19 protein-coding genes are annotated in these 19,278 nt (G+C 58.4%); 7 read left to right on the top strand and 12 right to left on the bottom strand.

Going from position 1 to position 19,278, the window contains the following annotated elements; genetic code table 11:
- Positions 1 to 8 precede the first annotated feature (8 nt).
- The 3 genes from ispE to GPM19_RS05695 are packed head-to-tail and all read right to left on the bottom strand — an operon-like array spanning position 9 to position 3,309.
- On the bottom strand, positions 9 to 860 hold the full coding sequence (gene ispE, locus GPM19_RS05685) for a 4-(cytidine 5'-diphospho)-2-C-methyl-D-erythritol kinase (RefSeq protein WP_160417905.1): 852 nt from the start codon (positions 858 to 860) through the stop codon (positions 9 to 11).
- A 9-nt stretch (positions 861 to 869) separates the two neighbouring features.
- A complete protein-coding gene (lolB, locus tag GPM19_RS05690; protein ID WP_160417906.1) occupies positions 870 to 1,493 on the bottom strand; it encodes a lipoprotein insertase outer membrane protein LolB in 624 nt (207 codons plus the stop codon).
- Between the two features lie 43 nt (positions 1,494 to 1,536).
- A complete protein-coding gene (locus tag GPM19_RS05695) occupies positions 1,537 to 3,309 on the bottom strand; it encodes a tetratricopeptide repeat protein (RefSeq protein ID WP_227842175.1) in 1,773 nt (590 codons plus the stop codon).
- 213 nt (positions 3,310 to 3,522) lie between these two features.
- Here GPM19_RS05695 and hemA point away from each other — a divergent pair, with 213 nt between their 5' ends.
- From hemA to GPM19_RS05720, 5 genes are read left to right on the top strand one after another with little or no spacing between them, the layout of a single operon-like run.
- Complete coding sequence (hemA, locus tag GPM19_RS05700) at positions 3,523 to 4,818, top strand: glutamyl-tRNA reductase (RefSeq protein ID WP_160417907.1); 1,296 nt, start codon at positions 3,523 to 3,525, stop codon at positions 4,816 to 4,818.
- Positions 4,815 to 5,906, top strand: coding sequence for a peptide chain release factor 1 (prfA, locus tag GPM19_RS05705; RefSeq protein WP_160417908.1), 1,092 nt, complete (start codon positions 4,815 to 4,817; stop codon positions 5,904 to 5,906). The genes hemA and prfA overlap by 4 nt, the downstream gene beginning before the upstream one ends.
- Positions 5,903 to 6,754 (top strand): peptide chain release factor N(5)-glutamine methyltransferase, encoded by an 852-nt coding sequence (prmC, locus tag GPM19_RS05710; RefSeq protein WP_160417909.1) that lies wholly within the window; start codon positions 5,903 to 5,905, stop codon positions 6,752 to 6,754. Before prfA ends, prmC begins: the two co-directional genes overlap by 4 nt.
- Positions 6,755 to 6,793: 39 nt before the next feature.
- Positions 6,794 to 7,294, top strand: a complete 501-nt coding sequence (locus GPM19_RS05715) for an Lrp/AsnC ligand binding domain-containing protein (RefSeq protein WP_160417910.1) — start codon at positions 6,794 to 6,796, stop codon at positions 7,292 to 7,294.
- Positions 7,291 to 8,052, top strand: a complete 762-nt coding sequence (locus tag GPM19_RS05720) for a HesA/MoeB/ThiF family protein (protein ID WP_227842177.1) — start codon at positions 7,291 to 7,293, stop codon at positions 8,050 to 8,052. Before GPM19_RS05715 ends, GPM19_RS05720 begins: the two co-directional genes overlap by 4 nt.
- Positions 8,053 to 8,174: 122 nt before the next feature.
- On the opposite strand, the gene ahpF is transcribed toward GPM19_RS05720, so the two are convergent.
- The 3 genes from ahpF to GPM19_RS05735 form a co-directional block, all read right to left on the bottom strand.
- Positions 8,175 to 9,731, bottom strand: a complete 1,557-nt coding sequence (gene ahpF / locus GPM19_RS05725; protein ID WP_160417911.1) for an alkyl hydroperoxide reductase subunit F — start codon at positions 9,729 to 9,731, stop codon at positions 8,175 to 8,177.
- A gap of 202 nt (positions 9,732 to 9,933) precedes the next feature.
- The gene (gene ahpC, locus GPM19_RS05730; protein ID WP_160417912.1) at positions 9,934 to 10,497 is read right to left on the bottom strand and encodes an alkyl hydroperoxide reductase subunit C; all 564 of its coding nucleotides are present in this window, start codon (positions 10,495 to 10,497) and stop codon (positions 9,934 to 9,936) included.
- A gap of 244 nt (positions 10,498 to 10,741) precedes the next feature.
- The gene (locus GPM19_RS05735; RefSeq protein WP_160417913.1) at positions 10,742 to 10,948 is read right to left on the bottom strand and encodes a zinc ribbon domain-containing protein; all 207 of its coding nucleotides are present in this window, start codon (positions 10,946 to 10,948) and stop codon (positions 10,742 to 10,744) included.
- Between the two features lie 117 nt (positions 10,949 to 11,065).
- Here GPM19_RS05735 and GPM19_RS05740 point away from each other — a divergent pair, with 117 nt between their 5' ends.
- Entirely contained in the window at positions 11,066 to 11,491 is a 426-nt protein-coding gene (locus GPM19_RS05740; RefSeq protein WP_160417914.1) for a DUF3617 domain-containing protein, read from the top strand.
- Positions 11,492 to 11,563: 72 nt separating this feature from the next.
- Here the strand turns inward: GPM19_RS05740 and GPM19_RS05745 are convergent, their stop codons facing one another.
- Both GPM19_RS05745 and GPM19_RS05750 read right to left on the bottom strand, forming a co-directional pair.
- Positions 11,564 to 14,668 carry an efflux RND transporter permease subunit gene (locus tag GPM19_RS05745; protein ID WP_160417915.1) on the bottom strand — a complete coding sequence of 1,035 codons (3,105 nt, stop codon included), beginning with the start codon at positions 14,666 to 14,668 and terminating at the stop codon, positions 11,564 to 11,566.
- Positions 14,668 to 15,750: an efflux RND transporter periplasmic adaptor subunit gene (locus tag GPM19_RS05750; protein WP_160417916.1), complete on the bottom strand. Its 1,083-nt coding sequence runs from the start codon at positions 15,748 to 15,750 to the stop codon at positions 14,668 to 14,670. Before GPM19_RS05750 ends, GPM19_RS05745 begins: the two co-directional genes overlap by 1 nt.
- A 260-nt stretch (positions 15,751 to 16,010) precedes the next feature.
- Here GPM19_RS05750 and GPM19_RS05755 point away from each other — a divergent pair, with 260 nt between their 5' ends.
- Positions 16,011 to 17,198, top strand: a complete 1,188-nt coding sequence (locus tag GPM19_RS05755) for a BaiN/RdsA family NAD(P)/FAD-dependent oxidoreductase (protein WP_160418012.1) — start codon at positions 16,011 to 16,013, stop codon at positions 17,196 to 17,198.
- A gap of 3 nt (positions 17,199 to 17,201) precedes the next feature.
- On the opposite strand, the gene GPM19_RS05760 is transcribed toward GPM19_RS05755, so the two are convergent.
- The 4 genes from GPM19_RS05760 to GPM19_RS05775 all read right to left on the bottom strand — a co-directional run bounded on the left by GPM19_RS05760 (position 17,202) and on the right by GPM19_RS05775 (position 19,258).
- Positions 17,202 to 17,495: a YqjK family protein gene (locus GPM19_RS05760; RefSeq protein ID WP_227842179.1), complete on the bottom strand. Its 294-nt coding sequence runs from the start codon at positions 17,493 to 17,495 to the stop codon at positions 17,202 to 17,204.
- Positions 17,473 to 17,874 carry a phage holin family protein gene (locus GPM19_RS05765; RefSeq protein WP_160417917.1) on the bottom strand — a complete coding sequence of 134 codons (402 nt, stop codon included), beginning with the start codon at positions 17,872 to 17,874 and terminating at the stop codon, positions 17,473 to 17,475. The genes GPM19_RS05760 and GPM19_RS05765 overlap by 23 nt, the downstream gene beginning before the upstream one ends.
- Positions 17,874 to 18,206 carry an ElaB/YgaM/YqjD family protein gene (locus GPM19_RS05770; RefSeq protein WP_160417918.1) on the bottom strand — a complete coding sequence of 111 codons (333 nt, stop codon included), beginning with the start codon at positions 18,204 to 18,206 and terminating at the stop codon, positions 17,874 to 17,876. The genes GPM19_RS05765 and GPM19_RS05770 overlap by 1 nt, the downstream gene beginning before the upstream one ends.
- Before the next feature lie 77 nt (positions 18,207 to 18,283).
- On the bottom strand, positions 18,284 to 19,258 hold the full coding sequence (locus GPM19_RS05775; protein WP_227842181.1) for a phospholipase A: 975 nt from the start codon (positions 19,256 to 19,258) through the stop codon (positions 18,284 to 18,286).
- Positions 19,259 to 19,278: the final 20 nt, after the last annotated feature.

A 19,278-nucleotide genomic window follows, 5' to 3' on the forward strand; every position in this document is an offset into this window, starting at 1 on the left:
CTGGGTGTTCAGCACCCCAGAGCATCGTGAAGAGGAGAGATGTTGAGACCGCGTGCCACGAAGGCATGCCAGCGTTGATTGGCAGCTGCTGCTAGTGCCTGTGCCGCCTGCTCGGAATCCAGGCGAGCAAACAGACAGGCACCGGTGCCGGTCAACATGCTGGGTGCGTACTGAGACAACCAGTCAAGTGCTTGTGCTACTTGCGGATAACGCAACTTGACGGTGGGCTCGCAGTCGTTACGCCACTCAGGCGCTCCCCCCTGCAGTGCGCGCGCCATGGTAATGGGGCGGCTGTCGCGTGTCAATTGCGGGTCATTGAACACCCGCGGGGTGGCGATGCTGATCCCGGGGTGCACCACCACGAACCAGGGCGTATCGAGGGTCACCGGGGTCAAGCGTTCCCCGATGCCTTCCGCCCAAGCTGCACGGCCATGGATAAACACCGGGACATCAGCCCCCAGCTGGGCCCCTAGGGCGGCAAGGCGTTCAAGGCTCAGGCTGAGTTGCCACAGCTGGTTGAGTCCCAAAAGCGTCGTGGCGGCATTGGAACTGCCGCCGCCCAAGCCGCCGCCCAGGGGTAAGCGCTTTTCCAGATGAATGTCCGCTCCCGAAGAGACATGGCTGGTTTGTTGCAGTAGCCGTGCGGCGCGCACCACCAGGTTGTCCTCGTGGGTAACAGCTTCAAGCGCAGGGGAAAGGTGAATCTCCCCATCCCGTCTGGGGGTCAATGTCAGGGTGTCGCCGTGGTCGAGAAACTGAAACAGGGTCTGCAGCTCATGGTAGCCATCGTGACGGCGACCAACGATATGCAGCATTCGGTTGAGTTTGGCGGGTGCCGGTAGAGTCAGCCCTGCGGTCATGCGATTTCCTCAGGGTTCAGAACGCCATTGATTGATCACCAGGGTAATTCTGAGGTCGTCGTAGTTGAGTACCATGCGGCGTGGCAACCAGAGATCATCGAAGCGTTCCCAGTCGCGATAATCGATTTCCCAGCCGTCCTGTTGAAGATGGCTGGGAAAGCCGAGCTCATCGGTTTCCAGGCGGTAGCTTGCATGGTCACCGGGAAGGCCGCGTACCCAATCAGGCATGGCGTCTACCGGAAGCGACCAGCCGAGCTGCGCTTCCATCAAGGCTTCAGGCGTCTCGGCTTCAAAGCGGCCCTCACTGGTGGTCAAGGAGTAACGCCCTTCACGGCCTTCCAGTACGCTACGTCCGCCCCCGAAGGGACCGCTGATCAACATGCGAAAATAGTGCGGATATTGATTCCAGTCGAGATTGGCGCTGGTCGACTCTTCTGGCGTACGCAACCCGACCTTGCCTATCAGGCCCCAGGTATCGAGTCGTTCGAGCGCGGGTTGCTGGGCTTCCCATTGGCCGCGTTGACGCTCGCCTTCGAGAGGTGCACCGGGGGCGGCGCAACCGGCGAGAAGCATGACGGCAAGTGCCGGGAGTAAAAGGCGTGAAAATGTGGGTGACGCTAATAAAGAGGGCATGGAAACTCCGGGAAAGTGTAAAAGGTGACGAGAAATGGTTGCATCATGAACTACTCGCGGAAGGAGCAAGCTGGGGATGGCGTTCAAGCAATTTGTCTATCTGCGGATAATCGCTGAAACGCTGCATGACCTCCAGAATCACTTGGCGAGCTTCAGAGGTGCGTCCCAAGGCATGCAGTACTTCCGCCAGATGGGCAGCAATTTCCTGGTCGGGCATCAGGGCATAAGCCCGTTCAAGCCAGGGCAGCGCCTGTTGCGGGTCGCCTTGGCGGTAATGGACCCAGCCCAGGCTATCCAGTACCGCAGGATTGTCGGGTTCTTGCTGGTAAGCACGCTCGATCAATTCGCGCGCTTCCTCCAGGCGATTGGTAAGGCCAAGGTCGGCCAGGGTGTAGCCCAGGGCGTTGAGCACCATGGCATTATCGGGTTCGTTTTTTAGAATGCGCCGTAAATCCCGCTCCATGGCTGCGAGGTCGCCGTCTTCCCAAGCGCGCATCGCCCGCATGTAGAGCAGCTGGGTATCATCCGGGGTGCGACCAAGTTCGCGATCAAGCAGAGCGCCTGCGGAGGCCTTCATGCCGAGTTCATCGAGCAGGCTGGCTTCAAGCATGACCAATTCACTGAAATATTCTTCAAAGCGCATGCGTTCGATCCGTAAAAAAGCCCGGGCATCAAGCAGGCGATCATTCCCGATCAGCATGCGTACGGCGGCAATGCGCGCCGGCATGAATTCCTCTCCCGGTTCGACCTGACGGTAATACAGCAGGGCATTATCGACATCATCCTCATGCTGGGTAATGGCGCCCAGTAGGTAGTAGGCCAGAGGCGGCGTGTCCTCCTCGGCAATAAGTGGCTGCAGTAAACGTCCGGCCGGTTCGGGATGACCTTCTTCCAGATAAAGCTGAGCCAGGGCCATGCGTAGCGCTTGGCTACCCGTATGTCGTTCAAGCAGGGCATCGGTATATGCTTCGGCGGCGGCAATGTTGCCAAGCCGGGCTTCCGCTTGGGTCAGCAGTAGGATGAAACGTGCGTCATCCGGCGAGAGCTCAAGACCGCGTTTCGCCGCACGACGTGCCGTGGCAGGGTCCTGATTTTGCAATGCCAGGTTGGCGCGGGTTAGCCACAGGCTGGGCTCTTCCGGCGCGAGCGTTGCTGCTTGGTCAAGCCGGCGCATGGCACTTTGCGTATCGCCGATAGCGGCTTCGAGCAGGGCGGTTCCCAAAAGGACATCGCTATGAATCTCTGGCGCTTCGACATCGGGGCGAGCCAGGTAAGCATGTAACTGGGCAACCAGTGGCACCAGCGGCGCGTTTTCCGCGACAGCCGTTTCGGCAAAGCTTGCCACGTCACCAAAGCCGCCGCTGCGTGCGACATTCAGTCGCTGCCTGAGGCTTTCCTGCCAATTGCCACGCTGTAATGACAGATCGGCCAATAGACGGGCGGGAGCATCCGACTGAGGAGAAAGCTCGCGCCAGCGTCTTGCCGCTTCTTCCAGCAATGTCGGGTCGTTGGCGAAGCGTGCCGCCAATGTGGCGCGCTCGGCTAGCTCCGAGGTGGGATAACGTTGAGCGGCATCCAGGTAGCCGCGGCCCGCCGCGCTGTAATCGCCACGCTGCCCGGCCAGTTCGGCGCCCAGCAGCGTGCTCAGACCGGCGGCATCGAGCCCTTGGGTAATCGGCGGTGCCGAACGCATGGGGTCCGAGGGAAAGGTCTCAAGTATCCCTTTCTGCGATTCTTCTTGAGAGGTGAACGTTTGGCAACCGCTGAAGAAAACGGCCACAGCGATCAAGGAAAATAGGGTCCAACGTGAAGGCATGCATTTCTCGCTCAGGTTGCCTGAAGTGTCAGCATAGCGGCTTGCCGCGGCGGGGCAAAGTCGTGTGCGCCTGTTGGTTCATGGCTGTGGTAGGATATATCGCCTTGAAGGGGCGATGAACAGCCCCGGCGCGTTCAAATAACCGAGCAAATCTGCCTTACGCGGGCATTCAATGACCATGCAGAGACTGACACTAGCGAAGACGCATAACGCATGACGCTTCTTGCCCTGGGAATCAATCATCGCACCGCCACGGTGGCCGTACGCGAACAGGTGGCCTTTACAGCGACTCAGCTGGAAATGGCGCTTGCCGAACTGCGCAGCCTACCGCAAATAAGCGAAGCGGCGGTACTTTCCACCTGCAATCGCACGGAATTGTATTGCGTGACCGATGCTGAAGGTGAGCAAGTCGTGCTCGACTGGCTGGGGCGTTTCCATGGCTTGCGGGTCGAGGAGCTGGCGCGCTGTGCTTACCATTACCTGGATAACGATGCTGCCCGCCATCTGATGCGCGTGGCAGTAGGGCTGGACTCCATGGTATTGGGTGAGCCGCAGATACTCGGCCAGCTCAAGGACGCCTATCAGCAGGCACGCGATGCCGACGGCTTGGGTGGCGAACTCGAGCGCCTGTTTCAGCACACCTTTGCGGTGGCCAAACAAGTGCGCACGGAAACCGGGATCGGCAAGAATCCGGTATCCGTGGCGTACGCGGCTGTCAGCTTGGCCAGCCGTATCTTCGATGACTTTTCCCGGGCGCGAGCGTTGTTGATCGGCGCCGGCGAAACCATCGAGCTAGTGGCGCGCCATTTACATGAAGCCGGGGTGCGCCATCTGACCGTTGCCAACCGGACGCGCGAGCGCGCTGAACGCGTCTCGGCCGAGCTGGGCGGCGAAGCGATTACTCTGGAAGAAATCCCTCAGGCCCTGGAACGTGCGGATATTGTGATTTCTTCCACCGGGTCGCCGCTGCCGATATTAGGCAAGGGGATGGTCGAGCGCGCATTGAAGAAACGCCGCCACAGGCCGGTATTCATGGTCGATATCGCCGTGCCCCGGGATATCGAGCCGGAAGTGGGTGAGCTTGCGGATGTATTTCTGTATACGGTGGATGACCTGGAAGAGGTCATCCAGGAAAATCGCAAGCATCGCCAAGTGGCCGCCGACCAGGCGGAAACCTTGATTTATCACGGTGTGGCCAGCTGGCAACATGATCGGCGTATTCGTAATGGTGGGGAATTGATTCGCGATTATCGACGCCAAGGTGAAACTCTGCGCGACATCTCGCGCCAACAGGCACTTGAGCGTCTGGCGCGTGGCGAAGACCCGGCTGAGGTGATCGAACGTCTCGCCCATCAGTTGGCCAATCGCTTGATGCATCAGCCGACCCAGGCGATTCGTGACGCCGCCTCCCGTGAGCAACACGACCTGCTCGATGCCGCCTCAAGCCTGTTACTCCCCGCCGAAATGCCCGCTCTTGCCCATCGTCAGAAGGATAATACGCCTGCATGAAAGCTACGTTGCGTCAACGCCTTGAAGCCTTTAGTGAACGGTTCGAAGAACTCTCCATGCTGCTGTCCGAACCGGAGGTAATCAACGATCAGCGTCGTTTTCGGGATTACTCACGGGAATATGCCGAACTCGAACCACTGGTTGACACCTGGGCCCGGTTTCGCGAGACCGAAGGCGACATGGAAGCGGCCGAGCAGTTAAGCCACGATAGCGACGCGGAAATGCGTGAGCTGGCCCAGATGGAGCTGGCGGAAGGGCGTGAGCGCCTGGAAGCGCTTGAAGCCGACCTCAAGCGATTGCTGGTGCCGAAGGACCCGGATGATGGGCGCGGGGTGTTTCTGGAAGTGCGCGCCGGAACCGGGGGTGATGAAGCCGCCCTGTTTGCCGGGGACCTGTTTCGCATGTATGCCCGTTATGCCGAAAAACGCGGTTGGAAAGTGGAAATCGTCAGCGCCAATCATGGCGAGCAGGGCGGTTACAAGGAAGTGATTTCCCGGGTAAAGGGCGATTACGTTTACGCCCATTTGAAATTCGAGTCCGGCGCCCATCGGGTTCAGCGGGTGCCGGCCACCGAGTCTCAAGGCCGCATTCACACCTCGGCCTGCACCGTGGCGGTGATGCCTGAGGTCGACGATATCGGCGACATCGACATCAACCCTTCCGACTTGCGTGTCGACACCTTTCGTTCCAGCGGGGCGGGTGGCCAGCACGTCAATACCACCGACTCCGCGATACGCCTGACCCACTTGCCCAGCGGCGTCGTGGTGGAGTGCCAGGAAGAACGCAGCCAGCACAAGAACCGTGCCAAGGCGATGTCGCTTCTGGCCGCCAAGCTCAAGCAGTCGGCCCAGAACAGCCAGCGTCAGGCACAGGCGGACACCCGCCGCTCCCTGGTGGGCTCGGGGGATCGCAGCGAGCGCATTCGCACCTACAACTTTCCCCAGGGGCGCATCACCGATCACCGCATCAACCTGACGCTCTACAAGCTGAACGAAGTGATCAGCGGTGAACAGTTGGATGATGTGATCGAACCCTTGATCAACGAATATCAAGCCGAACAGCTGGCAGCGTTGCAGGATGCCGGATGACATTGGACACCTTGGTCATGCAGGCCGCCAAGCGCTTGAAGCAGGCCGGCTCATCCAGCCCGCGCCTGGATGCCGACGTGCTGCTTTGCCATGTGCTGGGGCGTGAGCGTGCCTGGCTGTACACCTGGGGCGACAAACCCTGCCCCACCTGGCAGCACGCACGTTTCGATGCGCTGATTGCCGCTCGCGTTCAGGGCATGCCGGTGGCCTACCTGACCGGTGAACGTGAGTTTTGGGGGTTGCGCCTTGCAACGTCGCCGGAGACCTTGATCCCCCGTCCGGATACCGAAACCCTGGTCGAAGCCGCGCTGGCGCAGGGCTCTCAGCCTGGCGGGCGCCTACTCGACCTGGGGTCCGGTACCGGCGCCATCGCGCTGGCCTTTGCCAGTGAGCGGCCCGGTTGGCAAGTGGTGGGGGTGGATATCCGTGAGCAAGCCGTGGCACTTGCGCGGGACAATGCCCGGCGCCTGGCCCTGGCTAACGTAACCTTCCAGCTCAGCGATTGGTTCGCCGCTCTGGATGACGCTACCCGGTTCGATGTTATTCTCAGTAATCCACCTTACATTGCGGCCGATGATCCGCACTTGACGCAAGGGGATGTTCGCTTTGAACCGGCTTCTGCCTTGGTGGCGGAGCAGTCCGGCTTGGCGGATCTGTATCATTTGATCGCCTCGGCAAGCGCCTACCTGGAAAGCGGTGGCTGGTTGCTGCTGGAGCACGGTTACACTCAGGCTCTGGCGGTGCAGCAGGCCTTGCGTGAAGCCGGTTATGTCGAGGTGCAAAGTCGCCGGGATCTGGGTGGGCACGAACGTGTGACCCTGGGACGCTGGTTGCCAACCCCTGCTTGAGCCTAAGACAATACAGCCCGATAGGAACTCAACAACACAATGAAAATCAAAAACCGAACACTGGACCGTATTGACCTCAAAATCTTGCGCGCCTTGCAGGAAAACGCGCGTATCTCCTATGTCGACCTTGCCGCCGATGTCGGCCTTTCCACCACGCCCTGTCTCGAGCGTGTCAAACGGCTGGAGCGCGCGGGCATCATCCGCGGTTATCAGGCGATTCTCGATCCTAGAGCGCTCAAGGCCAATCTATTGGTTTTCGTTGAAATCAGTCTGGAAACGCAATCCCCGGCGGTGTTCGATGAATTCCGGCGGGCTGTCAAGGAGTTGCCCCAGATCCAGGAGTGTCATCTGGTGTCGGGTCAGTTCGACTACATTCTCAAATGCCGCATTCCCGAGATGTCCGCCTACCGCCAGCTACTCGGCGATGTGGTGTTGACGCTACCGGGGGTCAAGGAATCCAAGAGCTATGTGGTCATGGAGGAAGTGAAAGAGAGCTTCGCCTTGCCGGTACCCGATATCGAGGAATTCGACGATAAATGAAACAGCCAATGCAGGATCAAGCGTTGCTGCGTTATAGCCGCCAGATAATGCTGCCGGAAGTGGATATTGACGGCCAGGAGCGCCTGCTGGCCGCCCGGGCGCTGATTATCGGTGGGGGCGGGCTAGGCTCGCCGGTGGCCCTGTACTTGGCTGCAGCAGGCGTCGGGCAAGTGACGATTGCCGATGCCGATGAAGTGGAACTTTCCAACTTGCAGCGCCAGATCGCCCATCGTGAAGACGATATCGGGCGTAACAAGGCAGAGTCTGCTGTCGCTGCCGCTGCGGCACTCAACCCGCATTGTGAACTCAGCGCCTTGCCCGTCGAGTTGCAGGGCGACGCCTTGCTTGAAGCGGTGACCAACGCGGACCTGGTGCTGGACTGCACCGATCGCTTTTCCAGCCGTTACGCAATCAACGCGGCCTGCAGAAAAGCCGGCAAACCGCTGGTGTCGGGGGCGGCGATTCGCTTTTCAGGGCAATTGGCAGTATTTGACTCCCGTGATGCTCAGAGCCCTTGCTATGCCTGCCTGTATCCGCCGGATGGCTCAGGGGATGAAGCCTTGAGCTGTGCCGAAAGCGGCGTTATCGCACCGCTGGTGGGGTTGATCGGGAGCTTTCAAGCGCTGGAAGCCATCAAGTTGCTTAGCGGTGCAGGTAAGGTGCATCAGGGGCTTTCCACTTTCGATGGATTGAGCGGCCAGTGGCGCCATTTTCGTGTCATGCGTGACCCCGCCTGCTTGGTATGTGGCGTAGCCTGAAACGAGTGACTCGGGACTGATGATAGAGCTTTGAAAGAACGGCATAAAAAACGCCCGCTACTCTTAGGAGAGTAGCGGGCGTTCGGGTTTTACAGCGGTTTTTCGATCAATTGCGGATGCGATCAGTTACGGATGATGAAGTCGAAGGCACCGAGAGACGCTTTAGCCCCTTCGCCTACAGCAATCACGATCTGCTTGTAGGGGACGGTGGTCACATCGCCGGCGGCAAACACACCGGGCACGGAAGTCATGCCGTGGGAATCGATGATGATCTCGCCACGCGGGGTCATTTCGATAGGCGAACCCTTGAGCCACTCGGTATTGGGCACCAGACCGATCTGGACGAAAATCCCCTCCAGGTCGACTTGTTTCAACTCATCGGTGTGACGGTCCTTGTAACTCAGGCCGGTGACACGGTTGCCGTCGCCATTGACTTCGGTGGTCTGGGCGCTGGCGATGACCGTGACGTTGGGCAGGCTTTTGAGCTTGGTCTGCAGCACGGCGTCGGCGCGCAGCTCGCCCATGAATTCGATCAAGGTGACATGGGCGACGATACCCGCCAAGTCGATTGCGGCTTCGACACCGGAATTGCCACCGCCGATCACCGCCACGCGCTTGCCTTTGTATAGCGGACCGTCGCAGTGTGGGCAGTAGGCCACGCCCTTGTTACGGTACTCTTGCTCGCCGGGGACGTTCATTTCCCGCCAGCGGGCACCGGTGGCCAGAATGACGGTCTTGCTTTTCAGCGTAGCGCCCGAATCGAAGCTCAGCTGATGCAGACCGCCCTGAACGTCCGCAGGGGTGAATTTCACCGCGCGCTGCAGGTTCATCACGTCAACCTCATAATCCTTGACGTGCTCTTCCAGGGCTCTGACCAGTTTGGGGCCTTCCGTGTGCGAAACGGAGATGAAATTTTCGATCCCCATGGTATCGGCCACCTGGCCACCAAAGGCTTCAGCGGCAAGACCGGTATTGATGCCCTTGCGTGCAGAGTAGATCGCCGCGGAGGCACCGGCAGGGCCGCCGCCAATAATCAGGGTGTCAAAGGCGGCTTTTTCATTGAGTTTCTTGGCATCGCGCTCGGCGGCACCGGTATCGACCTTGGCCAGAATCTGCTCGAGGGTCATGCGACCTTGATCGAACGGCTTGCCGTTCAGGTAGATGCTGGGTACCGACATGACTTCCCGCGCTTCGACTTCGTCCTGGAACAGGGCGCCATCGATTGCCACGTGACGAATGCCGGGGTTGAAGATAGCCAGCAGGTTCAGTGCCTGGACGACATCCGGGCAATTCTGGCAGGAAAGCGAATAATAGGTCTCGAACAGGAAATCGCCTTCGATCGACTTGATCTGCTCGATGACCTCATCGGAGACCTTGGGCGGATGCCCACCGGTCTGGAGAAGCGCCAGTACCAGGGAGGTGAACTCATGGCCCATGGGAATCCCGGCGAATACCACCCCGGTCTCTTCGCCGGGGCGATTCAAGGCAAACGACGGCCTGCGGCTATCCTGACCGTCGGTTTTCAGGGAAATCTTGTCGCTCAGGCTGTCGATGTCTTCGAGCAAGCCGAGCAACTCCTGTGACTTGACGCCGTCATCGAGGGACGCAACGATCTCGAACGGCTGAGTCACCTTTTCCAGATAAGTTTTCAACTGATTTTTCAGATTGGCGTCCAACATGACAGCGGTTTCCTCGCAATAAAAAGATAACTTCAAGTAGCGTGCCCACACAAGAACACAATGACCTGGGTGGGCCGATGAAACGATGTGCGGGAAAAACAAACGCCCGAGCGGGTGCCCGGGCGTTGGGCAACGTCGCAGTCAAACCATGGGTACGTTAAGTAGTGGCTTGGGCTGCTTCAGAGCCGGTATGGCAGGCGGTTTAGATCTTGCCGACCAAGTCTAGTGACGGCGCCAGTGTCTCTTCGCCTTCTTTCCATTTGGCCGGGCACACTTCGTTGGGGTGAGCCGCGACGTACTGGGCCGCCTTGACCTTGCGCAGCAGTTCTTCGGCGTTACGGCCGATGTTGCCGGCATTGATTTCGACAATCTGGATCTTGCCCTGGGGGTCAACCACGAAGGTACCGCGCTCTGCCACACCGTCGGCTTCGATCAGGACTTCGAAGTTGCGCGATACAGCGTGAGTCGGGTCCGCTAGCATCGGGTAGTTAAGCTTGCTGATGGTTTCGGAGCTGTCGTGCCATGCTTTGTGCGTGAAGTGGGTATCGGTGGAAACGCCGTAGATTTCCACGCCCAGCTTCTGGAATTCTTCATAGTTGTCGGCCAGGTCACCCAGTTCGGTGGGGCAGACAAAGGTGAAGTCAGCCGGGTAAAAGAAGAAAATGTTCCACTTACCCTTCAGGCTTTCTTCGTTGACGTCGATGAATTCGCCGTTGTGATAGGCCTTGGCGGAAAATGGTTTTACTTCGGTGTTGATAAGGGACATTAGTGATGTGTCTCCGTTGAGTGGGGTGGATGGCTAAGTCGATGGGCACAGGATAGCGCCGGGCGCGCCATAGTGAAAATTGAATGTTCTGATTGATTTGATAGTTTTTTACTATCTATCAGTTGGGCTATCCTTCTTTCACTGGGCAATTTAGCTGAGTGCCCTCAACTACTGCCTTTCGAACGCTGCTGCGAATGTTGGGCCGTTTCAAGCGGATTGCAAGGCTTGCCCGGTGGATTCAGGCTTAAAGCACGTCATCGTCACGGCCGGTGGTTACCGTCAGTTCATCGGTTATCGGGGAAACCTCTACCTGCAGTTGAATGGGCGCACAACATTGATGGCAGTCTTCCCAGGTGGTGTGGCTGCCTTGGGAGGCATCGATAAGGAACTCCAGGGCGCTATCGCAGTAAGGGCAGTGGAAATGGTAGGGAACAAGAGCGTCTTCCGGCATGGTGCCTCCATCGAGTGTGGCTAAAGATGAACGAGTTGACGCGCATTCTGTATTTCGATCCACTAGGATGCATAATGCACTGGGTAGATTCCACGTTAAAATAAGCGAGAGTAAACAATGAAGATGCGTTCAATCGTGTTGGCCGCCGCTTTGACGTTGCCAGTGGCAGCCATGGCGGAAACCCCCAATATCGAGCCTGGGGAATGGGAATTCGTCAGCGTGACTCAGATCAAGGGCGACATGCAGATCCCGGATCGGACCGAAACCGATCGTCAGTGTATCACCCAGGAAGAACTTGAGAATGACGCCTTCACGTTCATCGAAGAGGAAGAAGGTTGCGAGGTGTTGAGCCAGCAAGCCGACGCTGACGGCCTCTCCTACAGCATGGTATGCCGAGCGGAAGGTGGTGAAGCGAACATCGACGGCAACATGAACTTCATGGGTGACCGTGTGGAAGGCAGCGTGGATATTCTTACCCAGTCGCCGATGGGTGAAATCAGCATGAATACCACCATCGAAGGCGAACGCATCGGGGAATGCTAAGCAGTCAATGCCTAAGCTATTAGGCACACGCCGATGCAAAACACAGGGTCGCCCGAGGGCGGCCCTGTGTTATTAGGGGATCTTGGCTATTTCCTCGTCCAGCTGACGTTTGACCGCTCCGGGAGATCCGGTATGTCGCGCCAGCAGGTCGTATGCCACAGGTACCACAAACAGCGTGAACAGCGTGGCGGCGCCTACTCCGGCGATGATGACGGTACCAATCACCAGACGCGTTTCAGCACCCGCACCGCTGGAAATGATCAGCGGTACCGCGCCGGCCATGGTGGTCACCGCGGTCATCACGATCGGCCTCAGGCGTGTCACTGCGGCTTGCATCAATGCTTCCTGAAAAGCCAATCCTTCATCACGAAGCTGGTTGGCAAACTCGACGATCAATATGCCGTTCTTGGCCGCAAGGCCGACCAACATGACCAGCCCCACCTGACTATAGATATTCAGCGATTGTCCGGTGACATACAGCCCTAGCAAGGCGCCGAAGATCGCCAGCGGGACGGTGAACATGATGACCAGCGGATGGATAAAGCTTTCAAACTGAGCGGCCAGCACCAGAAATACCACCAGAATGCCAAGTCCCAGCAAAAAGCCCGTCGCCCCGCTGGCTTCAAGGTAATCGCGGGAGGCGCCCTTGACGTCGGTCTGGACTTCCGCCGGCAGTACCTGGGCAACGCTGGCATCCAGGTAGGCCATTGCTTCTCCCAGAGGATAGCCGTCGGCCAGATCGGCTTCGATGGTGATTGCGCGCAGGCGATTGAAGCGGTTGAGGGTGCTCGGTCCGGCGAAGTCGGTCAGGGTGACCAGGCTTGCCAGCGGAATCAGCTCGCCGCTGCGTTGGGAGCGCACCTGCAAACTGTCCAGTGAGCGCGGGCTGGGGCGAGCGTTAGGCTCGCCCTCCAGGATGACATCGTATTCTTCGCCGTCATCCACATAGCGCGTGACGGTGCGTCCCCCTAGCAAGGTTTCCAGGGTGCGGCCGATCTCGCTGACGGTGACCCCCAGCGAGGCGGCTCGGTTATAGTCGATGTCCACGCGCAGCTGGGGCTGGTTTTCTTCGTAATCGCTGTCCAGCCCGGTCAGGCGAGGATTGTCTTCGCGGATATGTTCAAGCAGGGTATCGCGCCATTCGGCGAGCTGGGCATAAGTGCCGCCTCCGAGTACGTACTGCACGGGTTTTTCCACTCGCTGGCCGAAGCCTTGGCGCATTACCGGAAAGGCGCGAATCCCCGGAAGATCGCTGAGCAAGGTGCGGATATCGGCCATGATCGCCCAGGCCGAGCGTCGTTCTCCCCAGTCGGCCAGGCCGATAATCACGAAACCGCTATTGAAGTTCTCGATATTGCCCCAGCCGCGCGGGGCGCGTACCACGGCGCGCTCGATTTCGCCGGAATCCACCATGGGCAGTAGCCGAGCCTCGATCTCGTCCATGTAGTCGAGCATGTAGTCATAGGTGGCGCCGGGGGGGCCGTTGACGATCACGAAGAAATTGCCGCGATCTTCTTGAGGGGTATATTCGTTGGGTAGTTGGCCATTGAGCCATAGCATGCCGCCGATCAACCCGACGAAGACCGCAATCACCAGCAGCCGCGCCTTGAGTACCCGCAACAGCATGGCACGATAGATAGCGCGTGAGCGCTCCAGCCCCCGCTGAACGGCATGGGCGATACGACCTTCATGCATGTTCGGCTTGAGAATCTTGGAAGCCATCATCGGAGTAAGCGACAACGCCAGCACACTGGAAATGGCCACCGCCGCCGCCAGGGTCAAGGCGAATTCGGAGAACAGCCGGCCGATATCCCCCTGGAGCATGCTCAAGGGAATGAACACGGCGATCAGTACCAGGGTGGTGGCGATGACGGCGAAGGCGATCTGGCGAGTACCGCGAAAGGCGGCGACCAGGGGTGTTTCGCCATAGTCGTGCATGCGCCGGTGAATGTTCTCCAGCACCACAATCGCGTCGTCGACGATCAGGCCGATGGCCAGCACCAGTGCCAGCAAGGTCAAAAGATTGATCGAAAAATTCATCACACCCAGGGCGGCGAAGGTGCCGATCAAGGCGATAGGCACGGTCACGGCGGGAATCAGGGTGGTGCGCAGGTTGCCCAGAAAGACAAAGATCGCCACCACGACGAGCCCCATGGCAATGAACAGCGTCTGCACCACCTGGGAAATTGCCCCGGAAACGAACACCGAGGCATCGAAATTCAACCCCAGGGTCATGCCTTGGGGCAGGGTGGGCTGCAGGCGTTCCATTTCGGCCTTCACGCCTTGTGAAAGCTCGAGCACGTTGGCGGTGGACTGTTTCATCATGCCCAGCCCCACCATGGGCAGGCCGTTGCCGCGAAAGATGGTGCGTTCTTCCACGGCGCCTATCTCGACCCTTGCCACTTCGCCGAGCCGAACCAGATAACCGTCTTCACTCTGGACGATGGCCAGGCGGCGAAAGTCTTCCGGGGTGGAAAAACTGCGCGGCAGGCGCACGATGAACTGGCGGTCCTGCGACTCGATGGCGCCTCCGGGTAGCTCGACGTTTTCACTGCGCAGGGCGGCTTCCACGTCACTTGCCGAGAGGTTGCGAGCGGCCAAGGCATTGGCATCTAGCCAGATGCGCATCGCATAGTCACGCCCGCCACCCACTCTTACCTGGGCCACACCGGGCTGTACCGAAAAACGATCCACCAGGTAGCGGTTGGCGTAATCGGTGAGTTCGGCCATGCCGTAGCCTTCCCCCGACAGGCTCAGCCATACCACCACTTCCGAGCTGGAGTCGGCCTTCTGTACCTCGGGCGGTTCCGCTTCCACGGGCAGGTTATCCAGGGAGCCGGAGATGCGGTCACGGATATCGTTGGCGGCGGCGTCGATGTCCATTTCCAGGGAGAACTCGACATTGATACTTGAACGACCATCCTGGCTGGAGGAGGAAATCACCTCGATGCCTGCCACACCGGCAATCCGGTCTTCGAGCAGTTGCGTGATGCGGGTTTCCACGACACTGGCGGAGGCACCCGGATAGCGCGTGTCGATGCTGACGACGGGTGGGTCGATGGAAGGGTATTCCTGCAATGGCAGCCGATTCAAAGCCAGCAGACCGAAGGCGACAATCAGGGCCGCCAATACCATGGCGAGTACCGGGCGTTGAACGGAGATATCCGACAAGCGCATCAGCTGTCTCCCTGTTCGCGACGCGATTCGAGAAGCTCACGCACCGAGGTTTCGTCGTTGGCGATGCCTAGCAGTTGGACATTATCGCCTTCGCGGCTGTGCTGTACGCCGTGGCTGACGACAAGTTCACCCTCGTTGATCCCTTCAAGCACCTCGACATCGCCCGGGCGGCGTTGGCCAATCTGGACCTGACGCCTTTCGATGCGATTCTCTTCCTCTTCGTGAATCACCAGAACGAAGTGGCGCTCCCCTTCGGGAATCAGGGCGGCTTCGGGAATGACGATCGCTTGGCGTGGGCGGCGTCGCACCACGACTTCCATCAGCATGCCGGGGCGCAGGCGCATCTCAGGGTTCTGCAATTCGGCGCGCACGTTCATGCTGCGCGAGATGGGGTCCACTCGGCTCCCGATGGTGGCGATTTCCCCTTGAAAGGTATAGCCGGGAAAAGCGGCACTGTTGGCAGTGAGGATCAAACCGGGTTCGAGAACGTCCAGAAAGACTTCCGGCACCGCGAAATCCAGTTTCATGATGTCGAGCTTGTCCAGGGTGACAAGCGCCATGCCCGGGGTGACCAGAGCGCCGGTACTGATATTACGAAACCCGACGCGCCCGCTGAACGGTGCTAGCAGCCGGTAGTTGGCAAGGCGTGCCTGCAACGCCTGGATTTCCGCCTCGGCTTGGCGTAGCCGCGCCTGGGTATCTTCCACCTCCGCACGCGGCGCCAGGTTGCGCTCCAACAGTTGTGACGCCCGGTTCAAGGCATTGCGCCGTTCATCGCGAATTGCCTGAGCGACGCGCAGTTGCGCCTGTTCTTCGTTGTCTTCCAGCTTGATCAAAAGCTGTCCGGCTTCCACCTGTTCACCGTCGCTAAAATTGATCTGAGCGATGATTTCGGTAAGCGTGGCGGAAAGGGTAATGCTCTCGTCAGCGCGCAGGGTGCCTAGTGCCTCGATCGGGTCCGACCAGGGTTCGGGTGTCGCGCGGGCGCCTATGACCGTCGGTACGGACTGGGCTTGCACGGAAGAGATGAGCAGCAGTGTCAGTAGCCCGGCAAGAAAAAAACCACGAAAGGGGAAGGGCATGGAGGTATCTCTTAAAGCAAGTGAGTCTGAAAAGTGTGCCGGTGACGCATTACAAAATAGGCGACATGCTATTCTGGTTCATGCTGTGTATAGCTTCTGTATACCATAGGAATGCCCTTCAAGCACGTAAGGGTTGCCGTCTCGATTGCTGGAAGACCAAGGTTAGCTGTTAGAATAACTGTCTTCTATCTTGCCCTCTGGAGCCGTTTTGATAATGGATGATCGCTTTAATGAGCTGACATTTTATGAGCCAGCATTTCATGACCTATGACGTGGTGGTGGTCGGCGCCGGTGCCGCAGGGCTGATGTGTGCACTGACAGCCGGCTATGCCGGGCGCCGAGTGCTGGTAGTCGACCATGCCAATAGAGCCGGCAAGAAGATTTTGATGTCGGGGGGTGGGCGCTGTAATTTTACCAATCTCGCCACGACGCCAAAACACTTCACCTCGGCCAATCCGTCTTTCTGTATCTCCGCTCTGAAACGCTACCGCCCGGAACACTTCGTCGAGCTGGTGGAGCGACACGGCGTCGAGTACGTAGAAAAGGCCCCGGGCCAGTTGTTCTGCGCAACCTCGGCAAAGGAAATCGTTGCCTTGCTGCTTACCGAATGCGAATGGGCGGGCGTTACGGTTCAGTTGAAAACCCGGATTGATCGCGTCGAGCGCCAAGGCGAGGGCATGCGCCTGGTAACGTCGTCCGGCAAGGTGGATGCAGGTGCGGTGGTGGTGGCCAGCGGTGGGCTATCGATTCCGAGCATGGGCGCCAGCGGCTTCGGCTATGATATCGCCCGCCAGTTCGGCATCGAGGTGACGCCCACGCGCCCCGGCCTGGTGCCATTTACCTTGAGCGACCCTTGGAAAGCGCGCGCCGCCGCGCTTTCGGGGCTCAGCCTGCCGGTAGCCGTCAGTTGCCAAGGTAAGCGTTTCGAAGAACCGCTGCTGTTCACGCACCGAGGGCTTTCAGGACCTGCCATGTTACAGATTTCCAGCGTCTGGCAACCGGGTGAGTCACTCGAAATAGACCTATTGCCCGGCGAAAGCGTTTTCGAACAGTTATGTTTGGCACGCAGAGAGGCACCCAAGCAGCAATTGGCTACCTGGCTGGGGGAACGCTTTCCAAAACGTTTGGCTCAAGCGTTGCTTGACTGGTATCCCGAACCCAACCTGGCGGGTGGCACCTTGGCGGAATGCTCCAACGCCACTCTACAGGCGTGGGCCGAACGGCTTAATCATTGGCAGATAAAACCCTCCGGCACGGAAGGCTGGCGCACGGCGGAGGTAACATTGGGCGGCGTGGATACGGATGCAATTTCTTCGCGAACATTCGAAGTCAAGGTCTTGCCCCAGCTGCGCTTTATCGGTGAAGTGCTGGATGTTACCGGCGAACTGGGTGGATACAACTTTCAGTGGGCCTGGGCAAGTGGGGTGGCCTGCGGCAACTCTATTTAAGTACTATTTAAGGTATTGCCGAAACTTGCGCACCACGACATACCCCGCCAAGAGGCGCTTGGCGTTGTGCAACATTCGATAGGGGTGGCGCAGGCTGTGCCAAGCCACTAGGCCACCCGCCATGTAGAGCGGCGTTTTCAAGCGCTTGAGACCGTTGTCGAAAGATTGGCCAGCACGCAGAAAACGCTCACTTTCTACTAGAAGGTCGATACGCTGCTGCTCGAGCAGCGTCAGCAGCGCCTCTTTACGCTCCTGGCGAGTCGGAGAAGAAGGGTTAGCGTCTCGATTTGTCATCATGAGCATCCGCTTCCAGCAGGTTTCGGTCAGCCGCCAATTGGTTCAAGGTTTCCTTGAGCAGGGTATGGGTGCGAGCTTGTTTGCCGGCAAGAAGTGCGAGAATGCCGCTCAATGCAAGTAGCACGCCAGCACTACCGGCAATCGCGATGAGACGGTAGCTATCCCAGAAGATAACCACGACCAGCGTCGTTAAGGTGGCGATACCCAGCAAGAGAAGCACCAAGCTGGCGCCTGCCAATAGCAGTAGAGACAGCAGGCGGGAACGCTCTTCCTCAAGCTCAAGAACCGCCAGGCGTAACCGTGTTTCTCCTCCGGAGAGAAGCGTTTTCAGTAAGCGCTTGGCGGCTTCGAATACCCGTTGGGTAGGGCCCAGTGCCATCAGCGCCGCCCGAGCAACATACCAATGATCATACCGGCGGCAGCACCGATACCAATACTGGTCCAAGGGTGGTCGCGCACATAACGGTCGCAGGCATCTGCCTGATAGTTAATGTTCTGACGCGCGTTGTCATAGATATGTTCGCCACGCGACTCAAGCCGCGAACGTGTTTCCTTCAAGCGCTTCTCGGCACGATCACGCATTTCACGCATTTCGCCGGAGGCATCCTTGGCAGTGGCGTTAACCAGTTCTTCCACTGTCTCACTCAGGTAACGCAAATCCTGTTTTAGCTGATCCGTGCTTGTTGGTGTTTCCGTGGAATGTTTAGCCATTCAGATTTTCCTCTAACGGTTAGGTGACATAACCAGCATAGCAGCCGTAGGCCGGGACACAAGTTACCTATCAATTATTAACGATTGAAGCCGCTGGCACTGAAAACGGGATTTAGACTGACTCCCAAGCTTAGGCGGTGTACGCGATGATCATAATCGACCAGGCTTTCTCCATAACCGTAATAGTACTGTATATGGGCGCGCAGACTATTGAATGCCGGCCAGCTGTAATCCAGCTGAGTGCCGATATTGCCAGCGCTGGGATTGCCGCGCAATTGAGTACTGACTTCATGGTTATCGTTAAGGCGTTTACTCAGCCGGATATCACCATAGCCTAGGTAGCGGTCGATATCGGGGTTGTCATCCTCACTTTCAGATTCCGGTATGCGCCAATGAGGCGCCAAGGTCAACGCCCAATCGCCACGCTGCAAGGTAGTCTCCAAATACAGCCGATTCCAACTGCGTGAAAGCTCTTGTGAACGGCCATTGGACTGGTGGTTCAGGGCGATCCGATTGCGAGTGTTGACCCAGCCGAAAGCATTCCAGGCATTGTCGAAATCGATGAAGATTTCCGGCTCGTAATTGGTTTCGCGAAACGGCGAGGAGGCATCGGTATTGTAGGCTTGCCACCAGCTGCGTTGGGTGTATGCGAAGTAAAGATCACCATGGTCACCGAAAAGTCCTTCGATCAAGTTGACTTTAGTGCTGAACTGAAACTTTATTTCCGCCTTGTCCGGGCTCGCCTCTGACGATAATTGGCGAAATGCCTCGCGATTGGGGTTCACGTTGTAGCTAACCGGGAAGAGGTAGTTTGCCCGATGGGTGGTGATCGAAAACGGATTACGGCTTGATTCTTGCTCAAGGTGGCGACGTTCATTGAGGTCCTGGAAAGCGGCCGCCTCGGGGAGCGTTTCGGGGGCTTCTTGCTGATTTGTCGAGTCGGTAATCTCTCGCCGTTGTTGTTGAAGCTCGAATAGCTCAGCACTGAGGGCCCTGATGCGCGCATCGATGTCCTGTGTATCGTTTTCGGCTGATGCACTCAAAGGGAGCATGCCAGCAGCCATGAGGGCAA

The sequence above is a fragment of the Vreelandella zhuhanensis genome, from assembly GCF_009793355.1.
Classification (GTDB): domain Bacteria; phylum Pseudomonadota; class Gammaproteobacteria; order Pseudomonadales; family Halomonadaceae; genus Vreelandella; species Vreelandella zhuhanensis.

Bases quoted from the DNA above. Each gene is read 5' to 3' on its own strand.
- ahpC (WP_160417912.1), bottom strand. From the start codon at position 10,497: ATGTCCCTTATCAACACCGAAGTAAAACCATTTTCCGCCAAGGCCTAT.
- GPM19_RS05765 (WP_160417917.1), bottom strand. From the start codon at position 17,874: ATGGCACTGGGCCCTACCCAACGGGTATTCGAAGCCGCCAAGCGCTTA.
- lolB (WP_160417906.1), bottom strand. From the start codon at position 1,493: ATGCCCTCTTTATTAGCGTCACCCACATTTTCACGCCTTTTACTCCCG.
- GPM19_RS05775 (WP_227842181.1), bottom strand. From the start codon at position 19,258: ATGCTCCCTTTGAGTGCATCAGCCGAAAACGATACACAGGACATCGAT.
- prfA (WP_160417908.1), top strand. From the start codon at position 4,815: ATGAAAGCTACGTTGCGTCAACGCCTTGAAGCCTTTAGTGAACGGTTC.
- ispE (WP_160417905.1), bottom strand. From the start codon at position 860: ATGACCGCAGGGCTGACTCTACCGGCACCCGCCAAACTCAACCGAATG.
- GPM19_RS05695 (WP_227842175.1), bottom strand. From the start codon at position 3,309: ATGCCTTCACGTTGGACCCTATTTTCCTTGATCGCTGTGGCCGTTTTC.
- GPM19_RS05755 (WP_160418012.1), top strand. From the start codon at position 16,011: ATGACCTATGACGTGGTGGTGGTCGGCGCCGGTGCCGCAGGGCTGATG.
- ahpF (WP_160417911.1), bottom strand. From the start codon at position 9,731: ATGTTGGACGCCAATCTGAAAAATCAGTTGAAAACTTATCTGGAAAAG.
- prmC (WP_160417909.1), top strand. From the start codon at position 5,903: ATGACATTGGACACCTTGGTCATGCAGGCCGCCAAGCGCTTGAAGCAG.
- GPM19_RS05735 (WP_160417913.1), bottom strand. From the start codon at position 10,948: ATGCCGGAAGACGCTCTTGTTCCCTACCATTTCCACTGCCCTTACTGC.
- hemA (WP_160417907.1), top strand. From the start codon at position 3,523: ATGACGCTTCTTGCCCTGGGAATCAATCATCGCACCGCCACGGTGGCC.
- GPM19_RS05770 (WP_160417918.1), bottom strand. From the start codon at position 18,206: ATGGCTAAACATTCCACGGAAACACCAACAAGCACGGATCAGCTAAAA.
- GPM19_RS05750 (WP_160417916.1), bottom strand. From the start codon at position 15,750: ATGCCCTTCCCCTTTCGTGGTTTTTTTCTTGCCGGGCTACTGACACTG.
- GPM19_RS05745 (WP_160417915.1), bottom strand. From the start codon at position 14,668: ATGCGCTTGTCGGATATCTCCGTTCAACGCCCGGTACTCGCCATGGTA.
- GPM19_RS05715 (WP_160417910.1), top strand. From the start codon at position 6,794: ATGAAAATCAAAAACCGAACACTGGACCGTATTGACCTCAAAATCTTG.
- GPM19_RS05740 (WP_160417914.1), top strand. From the start codon at position 11,066: ATGAAGATGCGTTCAATCGTGTTGGCCGCCGCTTTGACGTTGCCAGTG.
- GPM19_RS05720 (WP_227842177.1), top strand. From the start codon at position 7,291: ATGAAACAGCCAATGCAGGATCAAGCGTTGCTGCGTTATAGCCGCCAG.
- GPM19_RS05760 (WP_227842179.1), bottom strand. From the start codon at position 17,495: ATGATGACAAATCGAGACGCTAACCCTTCTTCTCCGACTCGCCAGGAG.